A 22,466-nucleotide genomic window follows, 5' to 3' on the forward strand; every position below is an offset into this window, starting at 1 on the left:
GGCCGGGACTGACACCGCGGTCCCACAGGTCCCGGTGGGTGCCGTCCTCGCCGCACACGCGTGCGTGCGTCAAGGCGCCACCCGAACACGGTTCCGCCAACCCCCGCCCCCGGCAGTGGTGTCGGCGGGCGTCGGTGCGGCGCGAGCGGCTCCGGGAGTGCGATCCTCCCTGCTGTGACGGAACCAACGCACGACGAGGCACACGGGGGCGCGCTCGGGGCGAGGCTGAACTGGCTGCGGGCCGCCGTGCTCGGCGCGAACGACGGCATCGTCTCCACCGCGGGCATCGTCGTCGGCGTGGCCGGCGCGACCCAGAGCCGGTCCGCCCTGCTCACCGCCGGACTCGCCGGGCTGCTCGCCGGATCGATGTCCATGGCGGCCGGCGAGTACGTCTCCGTCTCCACCCAGCGGGACTCCGAGGTGGCCGCGCTGGCTGTGGAGAAGCGCGAACTGCGGGACCAGCCGGAGGCCGAACTGCGCGAGCTGACCGGCCTGTTGGAGGAGCGCGGGCTGACCCGTGACGTGGCCCGGGAGGCCGCGCAGCAGCTCACCGCGCGGGACGCGCTGCGGGCGCACGCGCGCGTGGAGCTGGGCATCAACCCGGACGAGCTGACCAACCCCTGGCACGCGGCGTGGGCGAGCTTCTCCGCCTTCACGGTGGGCGCGCTGCTGCCGCTGCTCGCCATCGTGCTGCCCCCGGCCGGCCGGCGGCTCCCGGTCACCGTCGTCTCCGTCCTGGCCGCCCTCGTCCTCACCGGCTGGACCAGCGCCCGCCTCGGCGCGGCCCGCCCCGGGCGGGCGGTGCTGCGCAACGTGGTGGGCGGAGCCCTGGCGATGGGCGTCACCTACGCGGCCGGCAGCCTGCTGGGCGCGGCCGGTGTCTGACGGGCGGGCCACGAGGGCCGTACGGGCGTCGCCGGCGGGCCGTACGGGTGGCCGGGGCGTGCCGGGCGGGCCGTACGGGCTGCGGGGTGCCGGTCGGGGGCACCCTGGGCGCGCCGCCGGTGGTGACCACGGCGTACCGTGAGGTGCGCCCGCACACCCCCGCGGGCGCCGCACGACCCCGCACGAGAAGGACCCTCGCCATGCGCGCCACCACCATCCACGCCCCGTACGACATGCGCGTGGAGGACGTCCCCGAGCCCGTGGTGCAGCTGCCCACCGACGCCGTCGTCCGAGTGCTGCGCGCCTGCATCTGCGGCAGCGACCTGTGGGCCTACCGCGGCGAGGCGGCCCGGCAGCCGGGCCAGCGCATCGGGCACGAGTTCCTCGGCGTGGTCGAGGAGACCGGCTCCGAGGTGGGCACCGTCCGGCGCGGTGACCTGGTCGTCGCGCCCTTCATGTGGTCCGACGGCGTCTGCGACTACTGCCGCGAGGGTCTGACGACGTCCTGCGAGCACGGCGGCTTCTGGGGCTCCGTCGGCTACGACGGCGGCCAGGGCGAGGCCGTGCGCGTGCCCTTCGCCGACGGCACCCTGGTCCGGCTGCCCAAGGACGCGGCCTCCGACGACCACCTGCTGTCCGCCCTGCTGACCCTCTCCGACGTCCTCGGCACCGGCCACCACGCCGCCCTCGGCGCGGGCGCCCGGCCCGGCGCCACGGTCGCGGTCGTCGGGGACGGCGCGGTCGGCCTGTGCGCCGTGCTCGCCGCCAAGCGGCTCGGTGCCGAACGGATCATCGCCCTCGGCCGGCACGAGGTCCGTACCGACATCGCGCGCCGCTTCGGCGCCACCGACGTCGTCGCCGAGCGCGGGGACGCCGCCGTGGAGGCCGTCCGCGAACTCACCCGCGGGCAGGGCGCGCACGCCGTGGTCGAGGCCGTCGGCACGGAACAGTCCATGCGTACGGCCGTCAACATCACCCGCGACGGCGGCGCCATCGGTTTCGTCGGCGTGCCGCACGGCAGCGGCACCGGTCTGGACCTCGGCGTCATGTTCGACCGGAACATCGCCCTGCGCGGCGGTGTCGCCCCGGTCCGGGCCTACATCCCCGACCTGCTCCCCGACGTCCTCGACGGCACGATCGACCCCTCGCCGGTGTTCGACCTGACCGTCGGCATCGAGGGCGTGCCGGACGGCTACAAGGCGATGGACGAGCGCACCGCCCTCAAGGTGCTCGTCACCAACGACTGAATCAACGACGACTGAATCAACGTCACGATCAAAAGTTGATCCGGGCAGTCATCACGTCCAGCGGATCGGCAGCGGCAGCGCCGTGAGCAGGCCCGAGACCGCGACCACCAAGCCCAGGGCGATCACCTCGCCCCGCGCGGGCGCCGACGCGGCCAGCGGGTCCGGCGCGCGGCGCAGCCGGATCCGCGCCCACAGGGCGAGCACGGCGACGACGGCGACCAGGACGACCTTGGCCAGCAGGGTGCGCCCGTACGCCGTCGTCGTCAGCTGGTCCAGGATCGTGGCCGCCGGCATCCGCCGCAGCGAACTGCACACGCCCGTCGCGGTGATGACCGCGAGCAGCACGAGCGCCACACGCGCGTAGCGGCCGAGCAGCGCTGCCCCCGCCGGGTCGCCGCGCCACTGCCCGAGCGTGCGCAGGGCGTACGGCAGACCGCCGGTCCACAGCGCCGCGCAGGTCAGGTGCACCAGGGTCAGCGCCGCACCGGTGAGCGGGCCGTGCTCGGTGGCCGGGTGCGCGCGCAGCGCCTCGGCGACCACCACCGCGGCCAGCGGCCACGCCTGCGCCGCCGGACGCCGCGAGAGTGCGCAGAACCCCGCCAGCAGAAAGCCGTTGACCTCCAGCAGGGCCAGCTTGCCGTCGCGGGAGCAGTACAGCCCGCCCACGTCGATCTGGCCCAGGCCGTGCGGGATCAGATCGCCGGCCGACACCACCGAGGCGAGCGCCAGCGCGGCGACGAAACCGGCCCCGGCGGCCGGCGGCGCCCAGCTGCGCGGCCGCCCGGCCGGCGCGCCGGGTACGCGCCCGGCGAGCCCCCGCACGAACAGCTCGCCCAGCGGCACGCTCAGCGCGGCGAACAGCACCGCGCGCAGCAGTCCGATGCCGCCCACGCCCGGCGCGGCGGCCTCCCCGGTGCCGTGCAGCGCTGCCGCCGGCCCGAGCAGCGGGATCAGGGCGCCCAGCGCCGTCAGGACGAGGAGGGCGACGGCCCGGCCGGCGCCGGACCGCCGGTCGGGGCCGCCCTCGCCGGCGGCCTCGGCGGCCGGTCGTGTCGCGCTCACCCCGGGATCTTCGCCAGTCGCCGCAGAACCGGGCAAGTCCCGGAAAACAACTGGGGCTACGGCATTCCACCCATACGTACGTTTCCGGCCGCCCGTGCGCTCACCGCCAGCGGGCCGGGGACGACCCCCAGGGCACCGGGGACGCCGCCCAGTCCCCGGGGCCGTCCGCGAAGGCCACCGGTGGCAGGGCGTGGCGCAGCCGACCGAGCGGGCCGTCCGCCTCGGCCAGCCAGGCGTCCGGGCCCGGGTACGGCGCGCCCGTGGCCGCGGTCGGCCGGATCCCGTCCGTCAGCCAGTGCGCCGTGCGGGCCAGCGCCAGCCGCACCGACCGGCCGCCGCCGTCGTACGACTGCTCGGTCAGCGCCCGCAGCACGGCCGCCGCCAGCAGATAACCGGTGCCGTGGTCCAGGGCCTGCGCGGGCAGCGCACCGGGCTCCTCGGCCGAGCCCTCGGTCACGGCGATGCCGGTCGCGACCTGGACCAGGCTGTCGAAGCCGCGCCGCCCGCCCCACGGCCCGTACGCCCCCCACGCCGAGACCTGCGCCACCACCAGCCCGGGCCGGCGCTCGGCCAGGGCCTGCGGCGAGAGCCCGAACGCGTCGAGGGAGCCGGGCCGGTAGCCGGTGACGACGACGTCCGCCGACGCCAGCAGCTCCTCGAAGGTGTCCCGGTCCGTGCGCAGGTCGAGGGCGGCGGACCGCTTGCCGAACCCCGTGTCGGCGTGCTGGTCGGGCAGTTCGGGCAGCCAGGGGGCGTCCACCCGCAGGACGTCCGCGCCCAGCAGGGCGAGGGTGCGGGTGGCGACGGGACCGGCGAGGACCCGGGTCAGGTCCAGCACGCGCAGCCCCGCGGCGGGCAGCAGCGGAGCGGTGGCGGGGTCGAGCGGCGCGAGCACGCGCGCGGGTGCACAGTCCAGGCGTGCCCGCTCGACCAGCGGGCGCGCGGCCACCTCGGCGGCCTGCTCGGTGGCCGCCCACTCCTGCCGGGTGCGCAGGGCCACGGCGAGACCGCCGGCGCCGAGGACCGCCTCCTCGACCTCCAGGGCCGGCCGCTCGGCGAGCCGGGCGGCCGCCCGGTCCGCCGGGGCGTCCTCGGGCAGGCCCAGCGCACCGAGCAACCGGGCCCGGTGGTGCGGGTAGTTGGCGTGGGTGCGCACCCAGCCGTCGGCCGTCCGCCAGAACCGCGACAGCGGCGCGAAGGCGACCGGGGCCCGGCCGTCGACCCGCAGGTGCCGCTCGCTGTGGAAGGCGGTCGCGACGGCGCCGTCGTCGACCCGGGCGCCGGGCACCTCGGCGAGCCCGGCCCGGCGGGCCGCCAGTTCCGCGGCGGCCAGTGCGCAGGCACCGGCACACGCGCGGGCCAGCTGCCGTACGGGCAGGCGCGCCGGGAGGGCGTCCGGGCGCTCGACCGTCGTCACCCGGGCGAGGAGGGCGGGATCGCCGCCCAGTGCGGTCCACGCGGACGCGATGTCCGCCGAGATGCCGGACGCGATGTCTGACGCGGTATCTGTCATGACTACACTATGCATTATTGATGAATCAATATTGATCCGATCAACTCTGCTTCCCGTCCGGCCCCGCGGTCAATGGGTCACCAGGTCACCGCGGCCAGTGCGTCCGCCGTGCCCCGGCCGTAGAAGCCGTTGTGGTTCTTCGTCCCCTCGCACACCGCGTCGACCTTCCCGTCACCATTGATGTCGTACGGGTCCGTGCACGGCACGGCGTCGGCCTCCGCGTAGAGCAGTGCCTTCACCAGGCTCGCCGGAGCGTGCGGATGGGTTGACTTGATCAATGCGGCGACACCCGCGACATGCGGGGTCGCCATCGAGGTGCCCGCCATGTACCCCCACCTGCCGCCGGGCAGCGGGCCGAGGATGAGGCCGCTCGTCGCCGGGGGTTCCGGCTTCTGGTAGGCCGTCGAGTCGCCGCCCGGCGCGGCGATGTCGATCACGCCGAGGCCGTAGTTGGAGAACGACGACTTCAGGCCCTTCGCGCCGGTCGCCGCGACCGTCACGACACCCGGCAGCTGGGTCGGTATGTCGTAGCACCTGTGCGGATCGATCACGCGGTCCGACGGGGTGCCGTCGTTCGGGGAGGCCTTGTCGGTGATCGAGTCGGACGCGAGGTCGTAGCTCTCGTTGCCCGCCGCCGCGACGTTGACCGTGCCCTTCTTCTCCGCGTACCGCGAGGCCCGGGTGACGGCGTCGACCAGCGCCCTCTGGTCCGGGTCGCCGGTGCAGTTGAAGTACCACGGGTCGGTGTAGTAGCTGTTGTTGGTCACGTCGACGTGGTGCTCGGCCGCCCACATGAAGCCGCAGACCACGGCCTCGGTGTAGAAGTAGCCCTTCGGATCGGCCACCTTGATGCCGGCCACCTTGACGCCCGGCGCGACGCCCGTGATGCCGACACCGTTCTTCGCGGCCGCGATCTCGCCTGCCACATGGGTGCCGTGCGGGCTCTCCGACGCGCTCGGCCGCCAGGCGCCGTCCGTCGTGTCGGGCTTGCCGGACACGCAGTTGACCGAGTCCGCGCGGTCGAAGTTGGGCGCGATGTCCGGGTGGGTGTCGTCCACGCCGGTGTCGATGACGGCGACCGTGACGTCCGGGCTGCCCAGGGTCTTCTCGTGCGCCTTGTCCGCCTTGATGGCCGGCAGGTCCCACTGCAACGGCTCCAGTGGATCCTGGCCCCCCGTCGCCTTCGCGCCGGCCGCGGCGATCTCCTGGGCGCTGAGCGCCTTCGGCGTGCCCATGTCCGCGGTGGACTGGGCGGGCAGCGGCGCGTTGCGCGTGGCACCGGCCGAGTCCACCCCGCGTACCGCACGCATCCGCGCGCCGAACTCGGGGTCCGAGGAGTGGACGACGAACACCCCGATCCCGTCGTAACCGGCCACGAGGGAACCGCCGTTGCGCGTGATCTCCCGGCGTACCGACTCGATCGTGCGGCGGTCGGTCCGGGTGTTGACCACGTACGAGAGGTTCGGGCCGTTCTCCGCCGCCCGCGCCGCCGGTGTCGTGGCGGGCGCCGCCGAGGCCGCCGCCGGGAGGAGGCCGAGCGAGGCGGTCAGGGACAGCACGACGGGCACGGCGAGCGCGAGCCTGCGTCTGGAGTGCGAATGAGGCACGGGGTCTCCACATCATCCGGATACGGAACCGCCCGAGACACGGATGGCGCTCGGGCAGGTACATGACGGGTCGGTTGTGCATGGTGAAGCTATCCCGTCGGTTGCTGATCATCAATGACTTGGCAATGACTCGACAAGACCGCTTGCGGATCAACTCATAAGACTTGAACCGGTCCTGGCGTGGCGCCGTGGACCTTGGGCAGGGAGCACGAGCACCATCAAGCCCCCCGTCGTCATGGCAACCGCGAACGCGAGGAGACTCCGTGGCCACCGAGACACCGCCCCCCGCACCGTCGGGGACATCCCTTCCCTCCACCGAGGAGTTCGCAGAGGTGCAGCAGAGCGCGGAGTTCGGTGAACTGCGCCGCGCCCACCGCTCCTTCGCCTTTCCCCTGACCGTCGCCTTCATCGCCTGGTACCTGCTCTACGTGCTGCTCTCCAACTACGCGGACGGATTCATGGGCACCAAGGTGGCCGGCAACATCAACGTCGCCCTCGTCCTCGGCCTCGCCCAGTTCGTCACCACGTTCCTCATCGCCTGGTGGTACGCACGGCGCGCGTCCGCGCAGCTCGACCCCAAGGCGGAGGCCATCAAGTCCCGGATGGAGGGCGGCGCATGAGCCCCGCACAGCACACCCTGCTCGCCGCCGGCGAGGCGAGCCAGCACCGGACGCTGATCGTCACCCTGTTCGCGGTGTTCGTCGCCGTGACCCTCGTCATCACCGTCTGGGCCGGCCGCCAGACCAAGGACGCCGCCGACTTCTACGCCGGCGGACGGCAGTTCACCGGCTTCCAGAACGGCCTCGCCGTCTCCGGCGACTACATGTCCGCCGCGTCCTTCCTCGGCATCGCGGGCGCCATCGCCCTCTTCGGCTACGACGGCTTCCTGTACTCCATCGGCTTCCTCGTCGCCTGGCTGGTCGCCCTGCTCCTGGTCGCCGAGCCACTGCGCAACTCCGGCCGCTACACCATGGGCGACGTCCTCGCGTACCGCATGCGCCAGCGTCCCGTCCGCACGGCGGCGGGCACGTCCACCATCGTCGTCTCGATCTTCTACCTGCTCGCCCAGATGGCCGGCGCGGGTGTCCTCGTCTCGCTCCTGCTGGGCATCACCAGCGACGGCGGCAAGATCGGCATCGTCGCCCTGGTCGGCGTCCTGATGATCGTCTACGTCACCGTCGGCGGCATGAAGGGCACCACCTGGGTCCAGATGGTCAAGGCCGTCCTGCTGATCCTCGGCGCCCTGCTGCTGACCTTCCTGGTCCTGCTGAAGTTCCACTTCAACGTCTCCGATCTGCTCGGCAAGGCGGCCGACAACAGCGGCAAGGGCACGGCGTTCCTGGAGCCCGGCCTGAAGTACGGCGCCACCGGCACCACCAAGCTGGACTTCCTCTCGCTCGGCCTCGCCCTGGTCCTCGGCACCGCGGGTCTGCCGCACATCCTGATCCGCTTCTACACCGTCCCCACCGCCAAGGCCGCCCGTAAGTCGGTCATCTGGGCCATCGGCCTGATCGGCGCCTTCTACCTGATGACCCTCGCGCTCGGCTTCGGCGCGGCGGCCCTCATCAAACCGGCCGAGATCATCGCCTCCAACAAGGCGGGCAACACCGCGGCCCCCCTCCTCGCCCTGCACCTCGGCGGCGTCGACTCCACCTGGGGCGCCGTCATGCTCGCCACCATCTCCGCGGTCGCCTTCGCCACGATCCTCGCGGTCGTCGCGGGCCTGACCCTGGCCTCGTCCTCGTCGTTCGCGCACGACATCTACGCCAACGTCATCAAGAAGGGACAGGCCACCGAGAAGCAGGAGCTCGGCGCGGCCCGCTGGGCGACCGTCGGCATCGGCGCGGTCTCCATCGTCCTCGGCGCCCTCGCCCGCGACCTGAACGTGGCCGGCCTCGTCGCGCTCGCCTTCGCCGTCGCCGCCTCGGCAAACCTGCCGACCATCCTCTACAGCCTGTTCTGGAAGCGGTTCACCACCGCAGGCGCCCTGTGGTCGATCTACGGCGGCCTGGTCACCGCGGTCGGCCTCGTGCTCTTCTCGCCGGTGGTCTCCGGCAGCCCGGCCTCGATGTTCCCCGAGGTCGACTTCCACTGGTTCCCGCTGGAGAACCCCGGCATCATCTCCATCCCCGTCGGCTTCCTGCTCGGCGCCCTCGGCACCCTGCTGTCGAAGGAGACCCCGGACGCCGGCAAGTACGCCGAACTGGAGGTGCGCTCGCTGACCGGCACCGGAGCGCACTGACACCTTCCTACGACGGCCGCGCCGTACCGGACTGTACGGTCCTACGACGCGGCCTCGTCGTAGCTCGTGGGATCGGGCCGCTGTCGTTGTCAGTGGCGTCACGTAGGCTCGCCAGCGACGGACGACTCATCCGCGACGGACAATTGAGTGACCGAGAGGGAGGGGGCCCACGTGCTCATCGACACCTACGGCCGGGTGGCCACCGACCTGAGGGTCTCGCTGACCGACCGATGCAACCTGCGCTGCACCTACTGCATGCCCGAGGAGGGCCTGCAGTGGCTGGCCAAGCCCGACCTGCTCACGGACGACGAGATCGTCCGCCTCGTCGACATCGCCGTACGGCTGCTCGGCATCGAGGAGGTCCGCTTCACCGGCGGCGAGCCCCTGCTGCGCCCGGGCCTGGTCGGCATCGTCGAGCGCGTCACGGCCCTCGCCCCCCGCCCCCGGACGTCACTGACGACCAACGGCATCGGCCTCAAGCGCACCGCGGCGGCCCTGAAGGCGGCCGGCCTGGACCGGGTCAACGTCTCCCTGGACACCCTGCGCCCCGACGTCTTCAAGACCCTGACCCGCCGTGACCGGCACAAGGACGTCATCGAGGGCCTGGAAGCCGCCCACGCGGCCGGCCTCACCCCCGTGAAGATCAACTCTGTCCTGATGCCCGGCCTGAACGAGGACGAGGCCCCCGACCTGCTGGCCTGGGCGATCGAGCACGGCTACGAGCAGCGCTTCATCGAGCAGATGCCCCTCGACGCCCAGCACGGCTGGAAGCGCGAGGGCATGGTCACCGCCGGGGACATCCTCGCCTCCCTGCGCACCCGCTTCGACCTCACCCCAGAGGGCGCGGAGGAGCGCGGCTCGGCCCCGGCCGAGCGCTGGCTGGTCGACGGCGGCCCGCACCGCGTCGGCGTCATCGCCTCGGTCACCCGCCCGTTCTGCGCGGCCTGCGACCGCACCCGCCTCACGGCCGACGGCCAGATACGCACCTGCCTGTTCGCCACCGAGGAGACCGACCTGCGCGCCGCCCTGCGCGGCGACGCGTCCGACGAGGAGATCGCCCGCATCTGGAAGCTGGCGATGTGGGGGAAGAAGGCGGGGGCGGGCCTGGACGACCCGTCGTTCGTACAGCCGGACCGACCGATGTCGGCGATCGGCGGCTAGCTAGCTCCCTTCGGGCGCTTCCCACTCGTCGAACGTCACGACGTCCTTCAGGAAACCCCGCATCCCGAGAAACTGCGAAAGATGCTCGCGGTGCTCCTCGCACGCGAGCCATGTCTTGCGCCGCTCCGGCGTGTGGATCTTCGGGTTGTTCCACGCCAGTACCCACACGGCGGCGGCACGGCAGCCCTTGGCGGAGCAGATCGGGATCTCTTCAGTCACGGGTTCGTCTCACAGAAAAGGGGCCGGAACAAGGCGACGCCGGGCAGCCACGGGGGGAGCTGCCCGGCGTCGGTCCGTCGCTCCGACGGGGGATGCGGAGCGCGTACGCAGTATGTCACGGGTACCCCACGACCCGGCACCGGAACTGCACGATTGATCTGAGCTTTTCTTGAGCTTCATGGGTGGGCCGAATTCCGCTTCCACCACTGCTCTGCGGGTCACATCGGGTCGGGCCGCTCACCGCGCGCGCCGGCCGGACGCGCCGAGGCGCCCTCCGCGGCGGACTGCTCCCGGGTGTCCTCGGTGCGCGGCGGCGTGATCATCGGCTTCGCCGGCATGCTCACGAACGTCGACGGCAGGGATGGCGGCCGCTCGCGGCCGGCGTTCGCGATCACCACGGCGACATAGGGGAGCAGCGCACCGAGCACCAGCGCCACGACGGCGACGTACCGCTCGACGTTCCACAGGGCGACCGCGAGGATCACCGACACCGTGCGCACGGTCATCGAGATCACGTACCGCCGCTGCCGGCCCCGCACGTCCTCGGCGAGGCCCGTCCGGGCTCCGGTGATCCGGAACACCTGGACGCCGCCGTGCTGTTTCCGCATCACAGTCCACCATCCGCCCGCATCGGACTCTCCCCGGCCCGCCGTCGTCCGCACCCGGCCGGGAACCGGGCGGGGACACGTTCCACGGTACGCCGCGGCCGGGTCACCGACGAGACCGGGGCACCCACTGCCTGCGGCAACGCCCCCGCACCGCCCGCACGGGTGATCCCGACATGCGCCGTACGGCCCACCCGCCGACACTGGCCCTAATGCTCACGTCGAGCCGTTCGAGGAGGCAGCCATGGGCTGGTTGTGGGCGATCATCGTGGGATTCGTGCTCGGCATCATCGCCAAGGCCGTCATCCCGGGCAAGCAGCACAGTCCACTGTGGCTGACCACCATCTGCGGCATGCTCGGCGCCATCGTGGGCAACGCCGTCGCCCGCGCACTCGGCGTCGCGGCGACCCGGGGCATCGACTGGAGCCGGCACATCTTCCAGATCGTGGCAGCGATCATCATCGTGGCCGCGGTGGACGCCCTCTACATGGCGACGCTGGGGAAGAAGAAGGCCCAGAGAGCCTGAGAACCCCCTGTGGAAAGCACCCCGAATGGGGCGCGGTGAACTGCGCGACACGCCACGACACAGCCGCAGCCCGCAGACCACCGCGCCCCGACGGCACTACCCGGCGACAACCTCCACCGCGGCCAGGTTCTTCTTCCCGCGCCGCAGCACCAGCCACCGTCCGTCCAGCAGATCCTCCTTCGCCGGGACGGCGTCCTCGGAGGCGACCTTCGCGTTGTTCACGTAGGCACCGCCCTCCTTCACCGTCCGCCGCGCGGCGGACTTGCTGGCGACCAGACCGACCTCCGCGAGCAGATCGACCACCGGGCCCAGCTCGGTGACCCGGATGTGCGGCACCTCGGACAGCGCGGCGGCCAGCGTCGCACCGTCCAGCTCCGCCAGCTCGCCCTGACCGAAGAGGGCGCGGCTCGCGGCGATCACCGCGGCCGTCTGGCCGGCGCCGTGCACCAGCGTCGTCAGCTCCTCGGCGAGCGCGCGCTGCGCCGCCCGGGCCTGCGGACGCTCCTGCGTCTGCTGCTCCAGCTCCTCGATCTCCTCGCGGGACCTGAAGCTGAAGATGCGCAGGAACTTCGAGACGTCCCGGTCGTCCGCGTTCAGCCAGAACTGGTAGAACGCGTACGGCGTCGTCATCTCGGGGTCGAGCCACACGGTGCCGGACTCGGTCTTGCCGAACTTGGTGCCGTCCGCCTTGGTGATCAGCGGCGTGCCGAGCGCGTGCACCACGGCGTGCGGCTCGACCCGGTGGATCAGGTCGGTGCCCGACGTGAGGTTGCCCCACTGGTCGCTGCCACCGGTCTGCAGGGTGCAGCCGTACCGCCGGTACAGCTCCAGGAAGTCCATGCCCTGGAGGATCTGGTAGCTGAACTCGGTGTAGCTGATGCCCGCGTCGGAATTGAGCCGCCGCGCGACGGCCTCCTTCGCGATCATCTTGTTGACCCGGAAGTACTTGCCGATGTCACGCAGGAACTCGATGGCCGACAGGCTCTGCGTCCAGTCGAGGTTGTTGACCATCACCGCGGCGTTCGGGCCCTCGAAGTCCAGCAGCGGCTCGATCTGCGCGCGCAGCCGCTCCACCCACTGGGCGACGATCTCGGGTGCGTTGAGCGTGCGCTCCGCGGTGGGCTTCGGGTCACCGATCAGACCGGTGGCACCCCCGACCAGGCCCAGCGGGCGGTTGCCCGCCTGCTGGATGCGGCGCATCGTCAGGATCTGCACGAGGTTGCCGAGGTGCAGGCTGGGCGCGGTCGGGTCGAAGCCGCAATAGAACGTGACGGGGCCGTCCGCGAACGCCTTGCGCAGTGCGTCCTCGTCCGTGGAGAGGGCGATGAGCCCGCGCCACTTCAGCTCGTCGACGATGTCCGTCACGGTTCTCGTATCTCCTTGCTGGTCTTCGGGCAGTCGAGCGACTGCCGCCTACGAGGTTATACGCCCTGACTGACAGAGCTCATATTGAAATCCGGGATGCGCAGCGCGGGCATCGCGGCCCGGGTGAACCAGTCGCTCCACTCGCGCGGCAGCGTCTTCTCGGTGCGCCCGGCCTCCGCGGCCCGCCCCAGCAGGTCCACCGGCGACTCGTTGAACCGGAAGTTGTTCACCTGCCCGGTCACCTCGCCGTTCTCCACGAGGTAGACGCCGTCCCGGGTCAGACCGGTCAGCAGCAGCGTCGCCGGGTCGACCTCGCGGATGTACCACAGGCACGTCAGCAGCAGCCCGCGCTCGGTGTCCGCGACCATGTCCTCCAGGGAGCGGTCGGTGCCGCCGTCCAGGATCAGGTTCCCGAGCGCCGGGGCGACCGGCAGCCCCGTCAGCGCCGCGCTGTGCCGGGTGGTCGTCAGATGCCTCAGCACGCCCTCGCCGACCCACTCGGTGGTGTGCGCCGGCAGTCCGTTGTCGAACACCGACTGGTCGCCGCCCGAGGAGTGGGCGACCACGAACGGCGCGCACTCCAGACCCGGCTCGTGCGGATCGCTGCGCAGCGTCAGCGACAGGCCGCTCAGCCTGTCGCCCACGCGCGTGCCCCCGCCCGGCTTGGAGAACACCGTCCGGCCCTCGGCCGCGTCCCGGCCCGACGCCGACCACAGCTGGTAGATCAGCAGGTCCGCGACCGCCGTCGGCGGCAGCAGGGTCTCGTACCGGCCCGCGGGCAGCTCCACGCGCCGCTCGGCCCAGCCGAGCCGTACGGCCAGCTCCGCGTCCATGGCGGCCGGGTCGACGTCCTTGAAGTCACGCGTGGAACGGCCGGCCCAGGCCGAGCGCAGCCGGTCGGGCGACTTGGCGTTCAGCTCCAGCGTGCCGGTGGGCTGGTCGTGGCGCAGGCGCAGTCCCGTGGACGTGCCCAGGTACGTCGACACCAGCTCGTGGTTGGCGAAGCCGTACAACTCGCGGCCGCCCGCACGGGCGCGTGCGAACGCCTCGCCGAGCGCCGGGGCGAAGTCGGCGAACACCGCCGAGGAGGTCTCGGCGGGCGCGTCCGTGAAGTCGGGGGACTCCGGCACCCCGCCGACCAGGGGCTGCGCGTCCTCGGCGGGCCCGGCACCGCGCGCGGCGGCCTCGGCGGCCCGCACCAGAGGCTCCAACTCGTCCGCCGTGACGGCCGACCGGGACACGACACCCGAGGCCGTGCCCTCTTTGCCGGCCACGGTCGCGATCACGGTGAGCGTACGGCCGCGCGTCACGCCGTTGGTGGTGAGCGAGTTGCCCGCCCAGCGCAGGTTGGCCGTCGAGTGCTCGTCGGCGATGACGACACAGCCGTCGGCCCGGGACAGCGCGAGCGCCTGCTCCACGACCTCGTGCGGCTTGTTGCTGCGGGCGCTCATCGACCGGCCTCCTGCGTGGTGTTCAGAATGTTGACGCCCTTGAAGAGGGCGGAAGGACATCCGTGCGACACGGCCGCCACCTGGCCGGGCTGTGCCTTGCCGCAGTTGAAGGCGCCACCGAGGACGTAGGTCTGCGGACCGCCCACGGCCGCCATCGAGCCCCAGAAGTCCGTCGTGGTCGCCTGGTACGCCACGTCCTTCAGCTGCCCGGTGATCCGCCCGTTCTCGATCCTGAAGAAGCGCTGCCCGGTGAACTGGAAGTTGTACCGCTGCATGTCGATCGACCAGGACCGGTCACCGACGACGTAGATGCCCCGGTCGACGCTCCCGATCAGGTCCTCCGTGGACAGCCCGGCGGGATCCGGCTGGAGCGAGACGTTGGCCATGCGCTGCACCGGCACATGCCCGGGGGAGTCGGCGTAGGCGCAGCCGTTGGAGCGGTCGAACCCGGTCAGCTTCGCGATCCTGCGGTCCAGCTGGTAGCCGACCAGCGTGCCGTCCCTCACCAGGTCCCAGGACTGCGCGGCGACGCCCTCGTCGTCGTAGCCGACGGTCGCGAGGCCGTGCTCGGCGGTGCGGTCGCCGGTGACGTTCATCAGCTCGGAGCCGTAACGCAGCTTGCCCAGCTGGTCGAAGGTGGCGAAGGAGGTGCCGGCGTAGGCGGCCTCGTAGCCGAGGGCGCGGTCCAGCTCGGTGGCGTGACCGATGGACTCGTGGATCGTCAGCCACAGGTTGGAGGGATCGACCACCAGGTCGTACAGGCCCGGCTCCACGCTCGGCGCCCGCATCTTCTCGGCGAGCAGCTCCGGGATCCGCTCCAGCTCGCCGTCCCAGTCCCAGCCGGTACCGGTCAGGTACTCCCAGCCGCGTCCGACCGGCGGCGCGATGGTCCGCATCGAGTCGAACTCACCGCTGGACTCGTCCACCGAGACCGCCGTCAGCTCCGGATGCAGCCGCACCCGCTGCTGGGTGGTCACGGTCCCCGCCGTATCGGCGTAGAACTTGTTCTCGTGCACGGTGAGCAGCGAGGCGTCGACGTGGCTGACGCCCGGTGCGGCCAGCAGCCGCGTGCTCCACTCGGCCAGCAGCGCCGCCTTCTCCTCGTCCGGCACGGAGAAGGGATCGATCTCGTACGACGAGATCCACGTCCTGTCGGCGTGCACGGGTTCGTCGGCCAGTTCCACCCGCTCCGTCGACCCGGCGGCCTTGATCACCTGGGCGGACAGCCTGGCCATCGCCACCGCCTGCGAGGCGACCTTGGCCGCCGCGTCCAGGGTCAGGTCGACTCCGGAGGCGAAGCCCCACGTACCGCCGTGCACGACCCGGACCGCGTACCCGAGGTCGGTGGTGTCCGACGAGCCGGCGGGCCTGGCGTCCCGCAGCCGCCAGGACGCGCTGCGCACCCGCTCGAACCGGAAGTCCGCGTGCTCGGCCCCCAGCGCACGCGCGCGTGCCAGCGCGGCGTCGGCGAGGGCGCGCAGGGGAAGCGCTGTGAAGGCTTCGTCGATGGAATGGGGCACGGAGGTCTCCCTGCTGTCGTGGCCTGTCTGGTCCGATCATGTCGTGGACGCGCCCCCGGGGACTACACGGTTTCGGTCCCGTCCCGGTCCTTTCTGTAGGGATCCGACAGGGACTTCCCCGTGCCACTGTCGGTGCCCGCTTGCCCGAGCGCGCGGCGCTACCGATAGGTTTTCGATGAAGCCGCCTGTCATCGACGTGTTCGGGCGGGTGGGCCCCACGCTTCAGACCGCTATCGAAAGGGTGATCCGTTGAGCCGCTCGGTTCTCGTCACCGGAGGAAACCGGGGCATCGGCCTCGCCATCGCCCGCGCATTCGCCGACGCGGGCGACAAGGTCGCGATCACGTACCGCTCGGGCGAACCGCCGGCCGGCTTCTTCGCCGTCAAGTGCGACATCACCGACCCGGAGCAGGTGGAGCAGGCCTACAAGGAGATCGAGGACCAGCACGGTCCGGTCGAGGTCCTGATCGCCAACGCCGGCGTGACCAAGGACCAGCTCCTGATGCGCATGTCCGAGGAGGACTTCACCTCGGTCATCGACACCAACCTCACCGGCACCTTCCGTGTCGTCAAGCGCGCGAACCGCGGCATGCTGCGCGCCAAGAAGGGCCGCGTCGTCCTGATCTCGTCCGTGGTCGGCCTGCTCGGCTCGGCAGGGCAGGCGAACTACGCCGCCTCCAAGGCCGCCCTCGTCGGCTTCGCGCGTTCCCTCGCCCGTGAGCTGGGCTCGCGCAACATCACCTTCAACGTCGTCGCGCCCGGCTTCGTCGACACCGACATGACCAAGGCGCTCACCGACGAGCAGCGCGAGAACATCGTGTCTCAGGTGCCGCTCGGCCGTTACGCGCAGCCCGAGGAGATCGCCGCGACGGTGCGGTTCCTCGCCTCGGACGACGCCTCGTACATCACTGGAGCCGTCATCCCCGTTGACGGCGGACTGGGAATGGGTCACTGATCACCATGAGCGGAATCCTCGAGGGCAAGCGCGTTCTGATCACGGGCGTGCTGATGGAGTCCTCCATCGCCTTCCACGCGGCCAAGCTGGCCCAGGAGCAGGGCGCGGAGATCATCCTGACCGCGTTCCCGCGACCCACGCTGACCGAGCGCATCGCCAAGAAGCTGCCGAAGCCCACCAAGGTCATCGAGCTGGACGTGACGAACGAGGAGCACCTCGCGCGGCTGGCCGACGTCGTGGGCGAGGAGCTGGGCGGCCTCGACGGCGTCGTGCACTCCATCGGCTTCGCTCCGCAGGACGCGCTCGGCGGCAACTTCCTCAACACCCCGTTCGAGTCCGTGGCCACCGCCATGCACGTCTCGGCGTTCTCCCTGAAGTCGCTGACCATGGCCTGCCTGCCGCTGATGCAGAACGGCGGCTCTGTCGTCGGCCTCACCTTCGACGCGCAGTACGCCTGGCCGCAGTACGACTGGATGGGCCCGGCCAAGGCCGCCCTGGAGGCGACCAGCCGCTACATGGCGCGTGACCTGGGCAAGCAGAACATCCGGTGCAACCTCATCTCCGCGGGCCCGATCGGCTCCATGGCCGCCAAGTCCATCCCGGGCTTCGCCGACCTGGCCTCCGTGTGGGACTCCCGCTCCCCGCTGGAGTGGGACCTGAAGGACCCGGAGCCGGCCGGCCGCGGCATCGTCGCCCTGCTGAGCGACTGGTTCCCGAAGACCACCGGCGAGATCATCCACGTCGACGGCGGTCTGCACGCGATCGGCGCGTGACCGCCGCCGCTGAGGCGTAGCAGGCGGCCGAGGCCCGCACCCCTGAAGGGGCTGCGGGCCTCGGCCGTATCCGGGACGAGCACGCCCCTGGGGCGGCCGGCGTCACCCGTTCGGCCCACCCGTCGGGCGGCCGGACCGCCCAACGGCGCACTCTGATTACGCGTTCACCTCGCGCGATCCTCCCCGGCCCGGCAGAGGAGGCCCCTTGTGCGCCTGCCCGGACGCCTGGCTCCGGTGACCGTGGCCGTGGCCCTCGTGCTCTGTCTGCCGTACGACGCGATGCCCTACGCGCGCGTGGACGGCGGAAAGCCGCCCGCGCCGAACCTCTTCGGCGCCGCCTGCCGGACCGACGTCCACGGCTCCCACGTGGTGGCCTACTGCCACAACCCCTACGTCGACACCGACCGCGTACGCCTGCACATCAAGTGCGCGCAGTGGTGGGACATCGGCACCGACAGCGCACCGGTGGACACCCCGCCCGCCCTGACCGTACGGCTCACGGGCCGGTGCTGGAAGGCCGTCCGCGCGGTCTGGATCAGCCACCAGAGGGAGCGCTGAACCGGCCCGGGCGGCACAGGAACGGATAGCTCGCCGCCTCGGTCGCGGCCGCCTCCCTGTCGCCGTTGCGGATCGCGTCCATCAGCCGGGTGTGGTCCATGTGCGTCTCCGGGGTCAGCTCCGCCCCCACGTCCGCGCGCAGCCAGTCCCGCAGGACCTCGCCCAGGTCGGCGTACATCGCCGTCATGGCGTCGTTGTGGGAGGCGGCCACGACGGCCAGGTGGAAGGTGGCGTCGGCGGCCACGAACGCCTCCGCCTCGCCCGTCTCCCAGGCCTCCTCGCGCCGCCGCATGAGCGCGTCCAGGTGCTTGAGGTCCTTCTCGGTACGCCGCTCGGCGGCCAGCTTGGCCGCGGCCGACTCCAGCGCGGCGCGCAGTTCGGCGATGTGCCGCGGGTCGGCGTCGGCGAACCGGCGGTGCATCACCCCGGCCAGCTCACTCGTCGCCACCACGTACGTGCCCGAGCCCTGCCGGATGTCCAGCAGCCCGTTGTGCGCCAGCGCGCGCACGGCCTCGCGGACGGTGTTGCGGGCGACCCCCAGCTGCTCGACCAGCTCCGGTTCCGTCGGGATGCGTGAGCCGACGGGCCACTCGCCGGAGGTGATCTGGTTGCGCAGTTCGGCGATGACCTGCTCGGACAGCGCCGAACGGCGCGGATGGCTCAGGGGCATGGCACACCTTCGCACGACGGGCCCGGGTCCGTACGACCCGGGAATGGACAGTCAATCATCCCATCATTCTATGATGGGTCTCATGGCTAGTGAGGAAACCCGGACAGCGGAAACCCGGACGGCGGACACGCGTACGGCGATGTCATCCACGTCCACGTCGTCCACCGGACGCGGTGCCGCCGCGGCGAGTACCCCCGAGACGCCCCCCGGCGCAGGCCGCACGCGCGCGTGGGCGACGCGGCTGGTCGTCCTCGGCATCGTGCTGTCCGCACTGAACCTCCGCCCGGCCATCACGAGCCTCGGCGCCCTCCTGGAGGAGGTGCGCGACGGGCTCGGCATGAGCGGCAGCGTGGCCGGTCTGCTCACCTCCGTGCCCCCGCTCTGCTTCGCCGTCTTCGGCGTCACCGCCCCCCGCCTGGCCCGCCGCTTCGGCCCGGCCGCCGTGGTCTGCGCCGGCATGGTCGCCATCACGGCGGGCCTGCTGATACGGCCGTACGTCGGCGGCACCGCCGGATTCCTGGCCGCCACCGCGCTCGCCCTCATGGGCATCGCGGTCAGCAACGTGCTCATGCCCGTCATCGTCAAGCGCTGGTTCCCCGACCGCGTCGGCTCCATGACCGGTCTCTACTCGATGGCTCTCGCCCTGGGCACCTCCCTCGCCGCCGCGGTCACCGTGCCGCTGACGGACGCGATGGGCGGCGACTGGCAGTCCGGCCTCGCCGTGTGGGCCGGCCTCGCGGCCGCCGCCGTCCTGCCCTGGCTGCCGCTCGTCCGCGACCGCGGCGCCGCCCCCGGGCAGCAGCGGCCGGAGCAGGCGCGGCCGGAGCGGGCGCGCACGGCCGGAGCGGCGGCCGAGGAGCAGTCCGTGCCCCTGCGCATCACCCGCAGCCGCACCGCGTGGGCGCTCGCCGTCTTCTTCGGTCTCCAGGCCACCGCCGCCTACATCACCATGGGCTGGATGGCGCAGATCTTCCGGGACGCCGGTGTCGCGGCCGGCACCGCCGGCCTGCTGCTCGCCGTCACCATGGTGATGGGCGTGCCGCTGGCCTTCGTCATCCCGCGCGTCGCCACGCGGCTGCCCCACCAGGGGCCGATCGTGCTGGTCCTCGGTGTGTGCGGGCTCGCCGGATACGCCGGCCTGTACCTCGCGCCGGCCGGCGGCGCCTGGGCCTGGGCGGTGCTGCTCGGCATCTCCAACTGCGCCTTCCCGTTGGCCCTGACCATGGTCGGCATGCGCGCCCGGAGCGGTGCGGGCGTGGCCCAGCTGTCCGCGTTCGCGCAGAGCACCGGCTATCTGATCTCCATTCCGGGCCCGCTGCTGGTCGGCGTGCTCTACCAGCAGAGCGGTGGCTGGGGGCTGCCGATCGCCCTCATGGCGGGCCTGATGGTGCCGCAGATGCTGGTCGGCTTCCTGGCGGGCCGCAACCGCACGGTGGAGGAAGAGGCGGCGGCCCACTGAGCGGACCGCCCCCGCGCGCGTGCCACCCCGGAGCCACGGAGTCACCCAGCCACGGCGCCACGCTGAGCGGACCACCCCGGCCGCACGCGCGCGGGGAACCGGTGCGAGACTGACGGCATGCAGCCTGTGCTCGACCCGAACCCGCAGAACGGCCAGAAGAAGATGCTGATCGTCTTCGGCTCGTTCTTCGCCATCTTCGCCGTCATCGCCGTCATCGCGATCATCGCCTCCCCGTGAGGGCCGCACCCGGGCCCTCCGTCCCGGCGGATGGTGGGGCTGGCCCCACCATCCCCTAGGGGGTAAGGGTCAGGGTGAAGTGGGTGGATCTCCGGATGGGCCGCAGGACGCGGATTCCGTAGCTTCGAGTGGTGACCGCGCGAGGCGGTCACGGACCCGCTCGAAGACCCGCGGAGGCGATCATGTCGGCCCGTACCCACTCCCGGCCCCACGCGGCGCCCACGAGCGGCGTCGACATCCGGCTGCCCTGGTGGGCCCTCGCCCTGCCCGCGCTCGCGTTCATCTCGCTGCTGCTGCTCATACTGAACCCGTCGGACGCACACGCGGCGGGCGGCGACCCCACGATCACGCACCTCTTCGAACGCGCCCAGCAACTCCTCGCGCGCTGATCCGGAGCCCCGTGCGCGGGTGAACCCCCACATCAACTCCCTGCACCACCTGGCTTGTTTCATGCGAAGCTGGGTTTCATGAGCGTTGAAGAACCTCGCAAGATCGTCCTCCTCCGGCATGCGAAGGCCGACTGGGGCCAGGAAGCCGACCACGAACGGCCCCTCGCCGAGCGCGGCCGTCAGGACGCCCCCGTCGCGGGCCGCAAGCTGGCCGACGCAGGGATCACCTTCGACCTGGCCCTCTGCTCCACCGCCGCCCGGACCCGTGAGACCTGGAAGCTCGCCGTCCACGAGCTCGCGGAGCGACCGAGGACCGTCTACGAGGAGCGGGTCTACGAGGCATCCCTGGGCGAGCTGATCGCCCTGCTCAACGAGACCCCGGACGACGTGCGCAACCTCGTCCTGATCGGCCACAACCCCGGGATCCACGCCCTCGCCGACGCCCTCGCGGGCGAGACCGAGGGCGAGTGCCTCCCGCGGATGAACCGCACCGGCTTCCCGACCGCCGCCTTCGCGGTGCTCACCTTCGAGGGCTCCTGGAAGTCCGTGGAGCACGGCGTGGCCAAGCTGGTCGACTTCTGGGCCCCGCACAGCTGACGCGGAGCGGAAGACGAAGGGCCCGGCGCCGCGCGGGCGGTACCGGGCCCTTCTCCGTACGCGGGCCGTTGTGCGGGCCCGCTCAGTCTTCGTCGTGCGTGTCGGCCGCCTCGACCTCTTCGCGGGTGATGCCCAGCAGGTACAGCACGGTGTCGAGGAAGGGGAAGTTCACCGCCGTGTGCGCCGCCTCGCGGACCACCGGCTTGGCGTTGAAGGCCACGCCCAGGCCGGCCGCGTTCAGCATGTCCAGATCGTTGGCACCGTCGCCGATCGCCACGGTCTGTGACAGCGGCACCCCCGCCTCCGCGGCGAACCGCCGCAGCAGCCGCGCCTTGCCGGCCCGGTCCACGATCTCGCCGGTGACCCGGCCGGTGAGCTTCCCGTCGACGATCTCCAGCGTGTTGGCCTGCGCGAAGTCCAGGCCCAGCCGTTCCTTCAGATCGTCCGTGACCTGGGTGAAGCCGCCGGAGACCACACCGACCTGGTAGCCGAGTCGTTTCAGCGTGCGGATCAGGGTGCGCGCGCCCGGTGTCAGCCGGACCTCGTTGCGCACCTTCTCCACGACGGAGGCGTCCAGCCCCTTCAGCAGCGCCACGCGCGCGTGCAGTGACTGCTCGAAGTCCAGCTCCCCGCGCATCGCCGCCGCCGTCACCTCGGCGACCTTGTCCGCGCAGTCGGCGTGCGCCGCGAACAGCTCGATGACCTCGTCCTGGATCAGCGTGGAGTCCACGTCCATGACCACCAGTCGCTGGGCGCGCCGGTGCAGGCCCGCCGAGACGACCGCGATGTCGACACCCAGTGCCGCCGCGTCGGACGCCAGGGCCGTGCGCAGCGGCTCGGTCTCCACCCCGGAGATCGCGAACTCCACAGCCGTCACCGGGTACTTGGCGAGCCGGAAGATACGGTCGATGTTGCCGCCGGTCTTCGCGATCCGCCCGGCCACGGCGGCCGTCGACTCGGCGGTGAGCGGATGGCCGAGCACGGTCACCAGGGAGCGCCCGAGACCACGCGGCCGGTTGTCGCCGTGCCCCGAGATGATCTCCGCCTGCATCTTCACCGACTCGGCCCAGCTGTGCACGGTGGCCCGCAGGTCGCCCTCCAGACCGGCCGGCGGCTGGGTCACCAGCGCGCACAGCACCAGCCGGCCCCGGGTGACGACCTGCTCGATGTCGACCACGTCGACCAGGTAGGCGGCGAGGGTGTCGAAGAGCCCGGCCGTGATGCCCGGCCTGTCCTTGCCGAAGATCTTGACGAGGAGGGTGGGGGCCTCAGGGGTCTGCGAAGCGGCGGTCTGCGAAGCGCTCATGGTGTCACCACCGTATCCGGCACCCAGTGCCCGGCGCCGCAGAGGTCCGCCTGACGGACACGGAACAATGGATGTCGGGCGGGTGTCAGGGATCTTGCCGCCACACGAAGGACGGCGGCG

Annotated in this window: 23 protein-coding genes; 13 read left to right on the top strand and 10 right to left on the bottom strand. The window is 72.0% G+C overall.

Annotation, left to right across the window (positions count from 1 at the left end; translation table 11 throughout):
* Positions 1-174 precede the first annotated feature (174 nt).
* Together ACFC8N_RS28645 and ACFC8N_RS28650 are read left to right on the top strand one after the other, a co-directional pair.
* Positions 175-885, top strand: coding sequence for a VIT family protein (locus ACFC8N_RS28645; protein ID WP_356031052.1), 711 nt, complete (start codon positions 175-177; stop codon positions 883-885).
* Between the two features lie 200 nt (positions 886-1,085).
* Positions 1,086-2,132 carry a zinc-dependent alcohol dehydrogenase family protein gene (locus tag ACFC8N_RS28650; RefSeq protein ID WP_356031054.1) on the top strand — a complete coding sequence of 349 codons (1,047 nt, stop codon included), beginning with the start codon at positions 1,086-1,088 and terminating at the stop codon, positions 2,130-2,132.
* A 51-nt stretch (positions 2,133-2,183) separates the two neighbouring features.
* Here the strand turns inward: ACFC8N_RS28650 and ACFC8N_RS28655 are convergent, their stop codons facing one another.
* From ACFC8N_RS28655 to ACFC8N_RS28665, 3 genes are all read right to left on the bottom strand, one after another.
* Positions 2,184-3,194 carry a CopD family protein gene (locus ACFC8N_RS28655; protein WP_376290954.1) on the bottom strand — a complete coding sequence of 337 codons (1,011 nt, stop codon included), beginning with the start codon at positions 3,192-3,194 and terminating at the stop codon, positions 2,184-2,186.
* 100 nt (positions 3,195-3,294) lie between these two features.
* A complete protein-coding gene (locus ACFC8N_RS28660) occupies positions 3,295-4,707 on the bottom strand; it encodes a CoA transferase (RefSeq protein ID WP_376290956.1) in 1,413 nt (470 codons plus the stop codon).
* A gap of 77 nt (positions 4,708-4,784) precedes the next feature.
* Positions 4,785-6,314 (bottom strand): S8 family serine peptidase, encoded by a 1,530-nt coding sequence (locus ACFC8N_RS28665; protein ID WP_376290958.1) that lies wholly within the window; start codon positions 6,312-6,314, stop codon positions 4,785-4,787.
* Between the two features lie 263 nt (positions 6,315-6,577).
* Here ACFC8N_RS28665 and ACFC8N_RS28670 point away from each other — a divergent pair, with 263 nt between their 5' ends.
* From ACFC8N_RS28670 to moaA, 3 genes are all read left to right on the top strand, one after another.
* On the top strand, positions 6,578-6,934 hold the full coding sequence (locus ACFC8N_RS28670; protein WP_376290961.1) for a DUF485 domain-containing protein: 357 nt from the start codon (positions 6,578-6,580) through the stop codon (positions 6,932-6,934).
* A complete protein-coding gene (locus tag ACFC8N_RS28675; protein ID WP_362818870.1) occupies positions 6,931-8,556 on the top strand; it encodes a cation acetate symporter in 1,626 nt (541 codons plus the stop codon). The genes ACFC8N_RS28670 and ACFC8N_RS28675 overlap by 4 nt, the downstream gene beginning before the upstream one ends.
* A 171-nt stretch (positions 8,557-8,727) precedes the next feature.
* On the top strand, positions 8,728-9,717 hold the full coding sequence (gene moaA, locus ACFC8N_RS28680) for a GTP 3',8-cyclase MoaA (protein ID WP_362819174.1): 990 nt from the start codon (positions 8,728-8,730) through the stop codon (positions 9,715-9,717).
* Here the strand turns inward: moaA and ACFC8N_RS28685 are convergent, their stop codons facing one another.
* Together ACFC8N_RS28685 and ACFC8N_RS28690 are read right to left on the bottom strand one after the other, a co-directional pair.
* A complete protein-coding gene (locus ACFC8N_RS28685) occupies positions 9,718-9,936 on the bottom strand; it encodes a hypothetical protein (RefSeq protein WP_362818868.1) in 219 nt (72 codons plus the stop codon).
* A 218-nt stretch (positions 9,937-10,154) separates the two neighbouring features.
* On the bottom strand, positions 10,155-10,544 hold the full coding sequence (locus ACFC8N_RS28690) for a DUF3099 domain-containing protein (protein ID WP_356031065.1): 390 nt from the start codon (positions 10,542-10,544) through the stop codon (positions 10,155-10,157).
* Between the two features lie 241 nt (positions 10,545-10,785).
* Here ACFC8N_RS28690 and ACFC8N_RS28695 point away from each other — a divergent pair, with 241 nt between their 5' ends.
* Positions 10,786-11,067 (top strand): GlsB/YeaQ/YmgE family stress response membrane protein, encoded by a 282-nt coding sequence (locus ACFC8N_RS28695; RefSeq protein ID WP_356031067.1) that lies wholly within the window; start codon positions 10,786-10,788, stop codon positions 11,065-11,067.
* A gap of 96 nt (positions 11,068-11,163) precedes the next feature.
* Here the strand turns inward: ACFC8N_RS28695 and tyrS are convergent, their stop codons facing one another.
* The 3 genes from tyrS to ACFC8N_RS28710 are packed head-to-tail and all read right to left on the bottom strand — an operon-like array spanning position 11,164 to position 15,403.
* Positions 11,164-12,432: a tyrosine--tRNA ligase gene (gene tyrS / locus ACFC8N_RS28700; RefSeq protein ID WP_356031068.1), complete on the bottom strand. Its 1,269-nt coding sequence runs from the start codon at positions 12,430-12,432 to the stop codon at positions 11,164-11,166.
* A gap of 56 nt (positions 12,433-12,488) precedes the next feature.
* Positions 12,489-13,883: a metallopeptidase TldD-related protein gene (locus ACFC8N_RS28705; protein WP_376290965.1), complete on the bottom strand. Its 1,395-nt coding sequence runs from the start codon at positions 13,881-13,883 to the stop codon at positions 12,489-12,491.
* Positions 13,880-15,403, bottom strand: coding sequence for a TldD/PmbA family protein (locus ACFC8N_RS28710; protein ID WP_362818866.1), 1,524 nt, complete (start codon positions 15,401-15,403; stop codon positions 13,880-13,882). The genes ACFC8N_RS28705 and ACFC8N_RS28710 overlap by 4 nt, the downstream gene beginning before the upstream one ends.
* Before the next feature lie 249 nt (positions 15,404-15,652).
* Here ACFC8N_RS28710 and fabG point away from each other — a divergent pair, with 249 nt between their 5' ends.
* From fabG to ACFC8N_RS28725, 3 genes are all read left to right on the top strand, one after another.
* Positions 15,653-16,357 (top strand): 3-oxoacyl-[acyl-carrier-protein] reductase, encoded by a 705-nt coding sequence (fabG, locus tag ACFC8N_RS28715; protein ID WP_356031073.1) that lies wholly within the window; start codon positions 15,653-15,655, stop codon positions 16,355-16,357.
* A gap of 5 nt (positions 16,358-16,362) precedes the next feature.
* Positions 16,363-17,130: an enoyl-ACP reductase FabI gene (fabI, locus tag ACFC8N_RS28720; protein ID WP_356031074.1), complete on the top strand. Its 768-nt coding sequence runs from the start codon at positions 16,363-16,365 to the stop codon at positions 17,128-17,130.
* Positions 17,131-17,337: 207 nt separating this feature from the next.
* Positions 17,338-17,688, top strand: a complete 351-nt coding sequence (locus tag ACFC8N_RS28725) for a hypothetical protein (RefSeq protein ID WP_362818864.1) — start codon at positions 17,338-17,340, stop codon at positions 17,686-17,688.
* Here ACFC8N_RS28725 and ACFC8N_RS28730 read toward each other — a convergent pair.
* Positions 17,666-18,358 (bottom strand): FadR/GntR family transcriptional regulator, encoded by a 693-nt coding sequence (locus ACFC8N_RS28730; RefSeq protein WP_356031077.1) that lies wholly within the window; start codon positions 18,356-18,358, stop codon positions 17,666-17,668. The two genes, ACFC8N_RS28725 and ACFC8N_RS28730, sit on opposite strands and share 23 nt — an antisense overlap.
* An 82-nt stretch (positions 18,359-18,440) precedes the next feature.
* Between ACFC8N_RS28730 and ACFC8N_RS28735 the strand changes: the two genes are divergently transcribed.
* The 4 genes from ACFC8N_RS28735 to ACFC8N_RS28750 all read left to right on the top strand — a co-directional run bounded on the left by ACFC8N_RS28735 (position 18,441) and on the right by ACFC8N_RS28750 (position 21,040).
* Positions 18,441-19,817, top strand: coding sequence for a CynX/NimT family MFS transporter (locus tag ACFC8N_RS28735; RefSeq protein ID WP_376290970.1), 1,377 nt, complete (start codon positions 18,441-18,443; stop codon positions 19,815-19,817).
* Between the two features lie 117 nt (positions 19,818-19,934).
* Positions 19,935-20,054: an SGM_5486 family transporter-associated protein gene (locus ACFC8N_RS28740; RefSeq protein ID WP_256255592.1), complete on the top strand. Its 120-nt coding sequence runs from the start codon at positions 19,935-19,937 to the stop codon at positions 20,052-20,054.
* A 182-nt stretch (positions 20,055-20,236) separates the two neighbouring features.
* Complete coding sequence (locus ACFC8N_RS28745; protein WP_376290973.1) at positions 20,237-20,443, top strand: hypothetical protein; 207 nt, start codon at positions 20,237-20,239, stop codon at positions 20,441-20,443.
* Between the two features lie 78 nt (positions 20,444-20,521).
* On the top strand, positions 20,522-21,040 hold the full coding sequence (locus ACFC8N_RS28750) for a histidine phosphatase family protein (RefSeq protein ID WP_356031082.1): 519 nt from the start codon (positions 20,522-20,524) through the stop codon (positions 21,038-21,040).
* Between the two features lie 82 nt (positions 21,041-21,122).
* Here ACFC8N_RS28750 and serB read toward each other — a convergent pair whose 3' ends face one another.
* Positions 21,123-22,346, bottom strand: a complete 1,224-nt coding sequence (serB, locus tag ACFC8N_RS28755) for a phosphoserine phosphatase SerB (protein ID WP_356031083.1) — start codon at positions 22,344-22,346, stop codon at positions 21,123-21,125.
* Between the last annotated feature and the right edge of the window lie 120 nt (positions 22,347-22,466).

This window comes from Streptomyces sp. NPDC055966, from assembly GCF_042269865.1.
Taxonomy (GTDB): domain Bacteria; phylum Actinomycetota; class Actinomycetes; order Streptomycetales; family Streptomycetaceae; genus Streptomyces.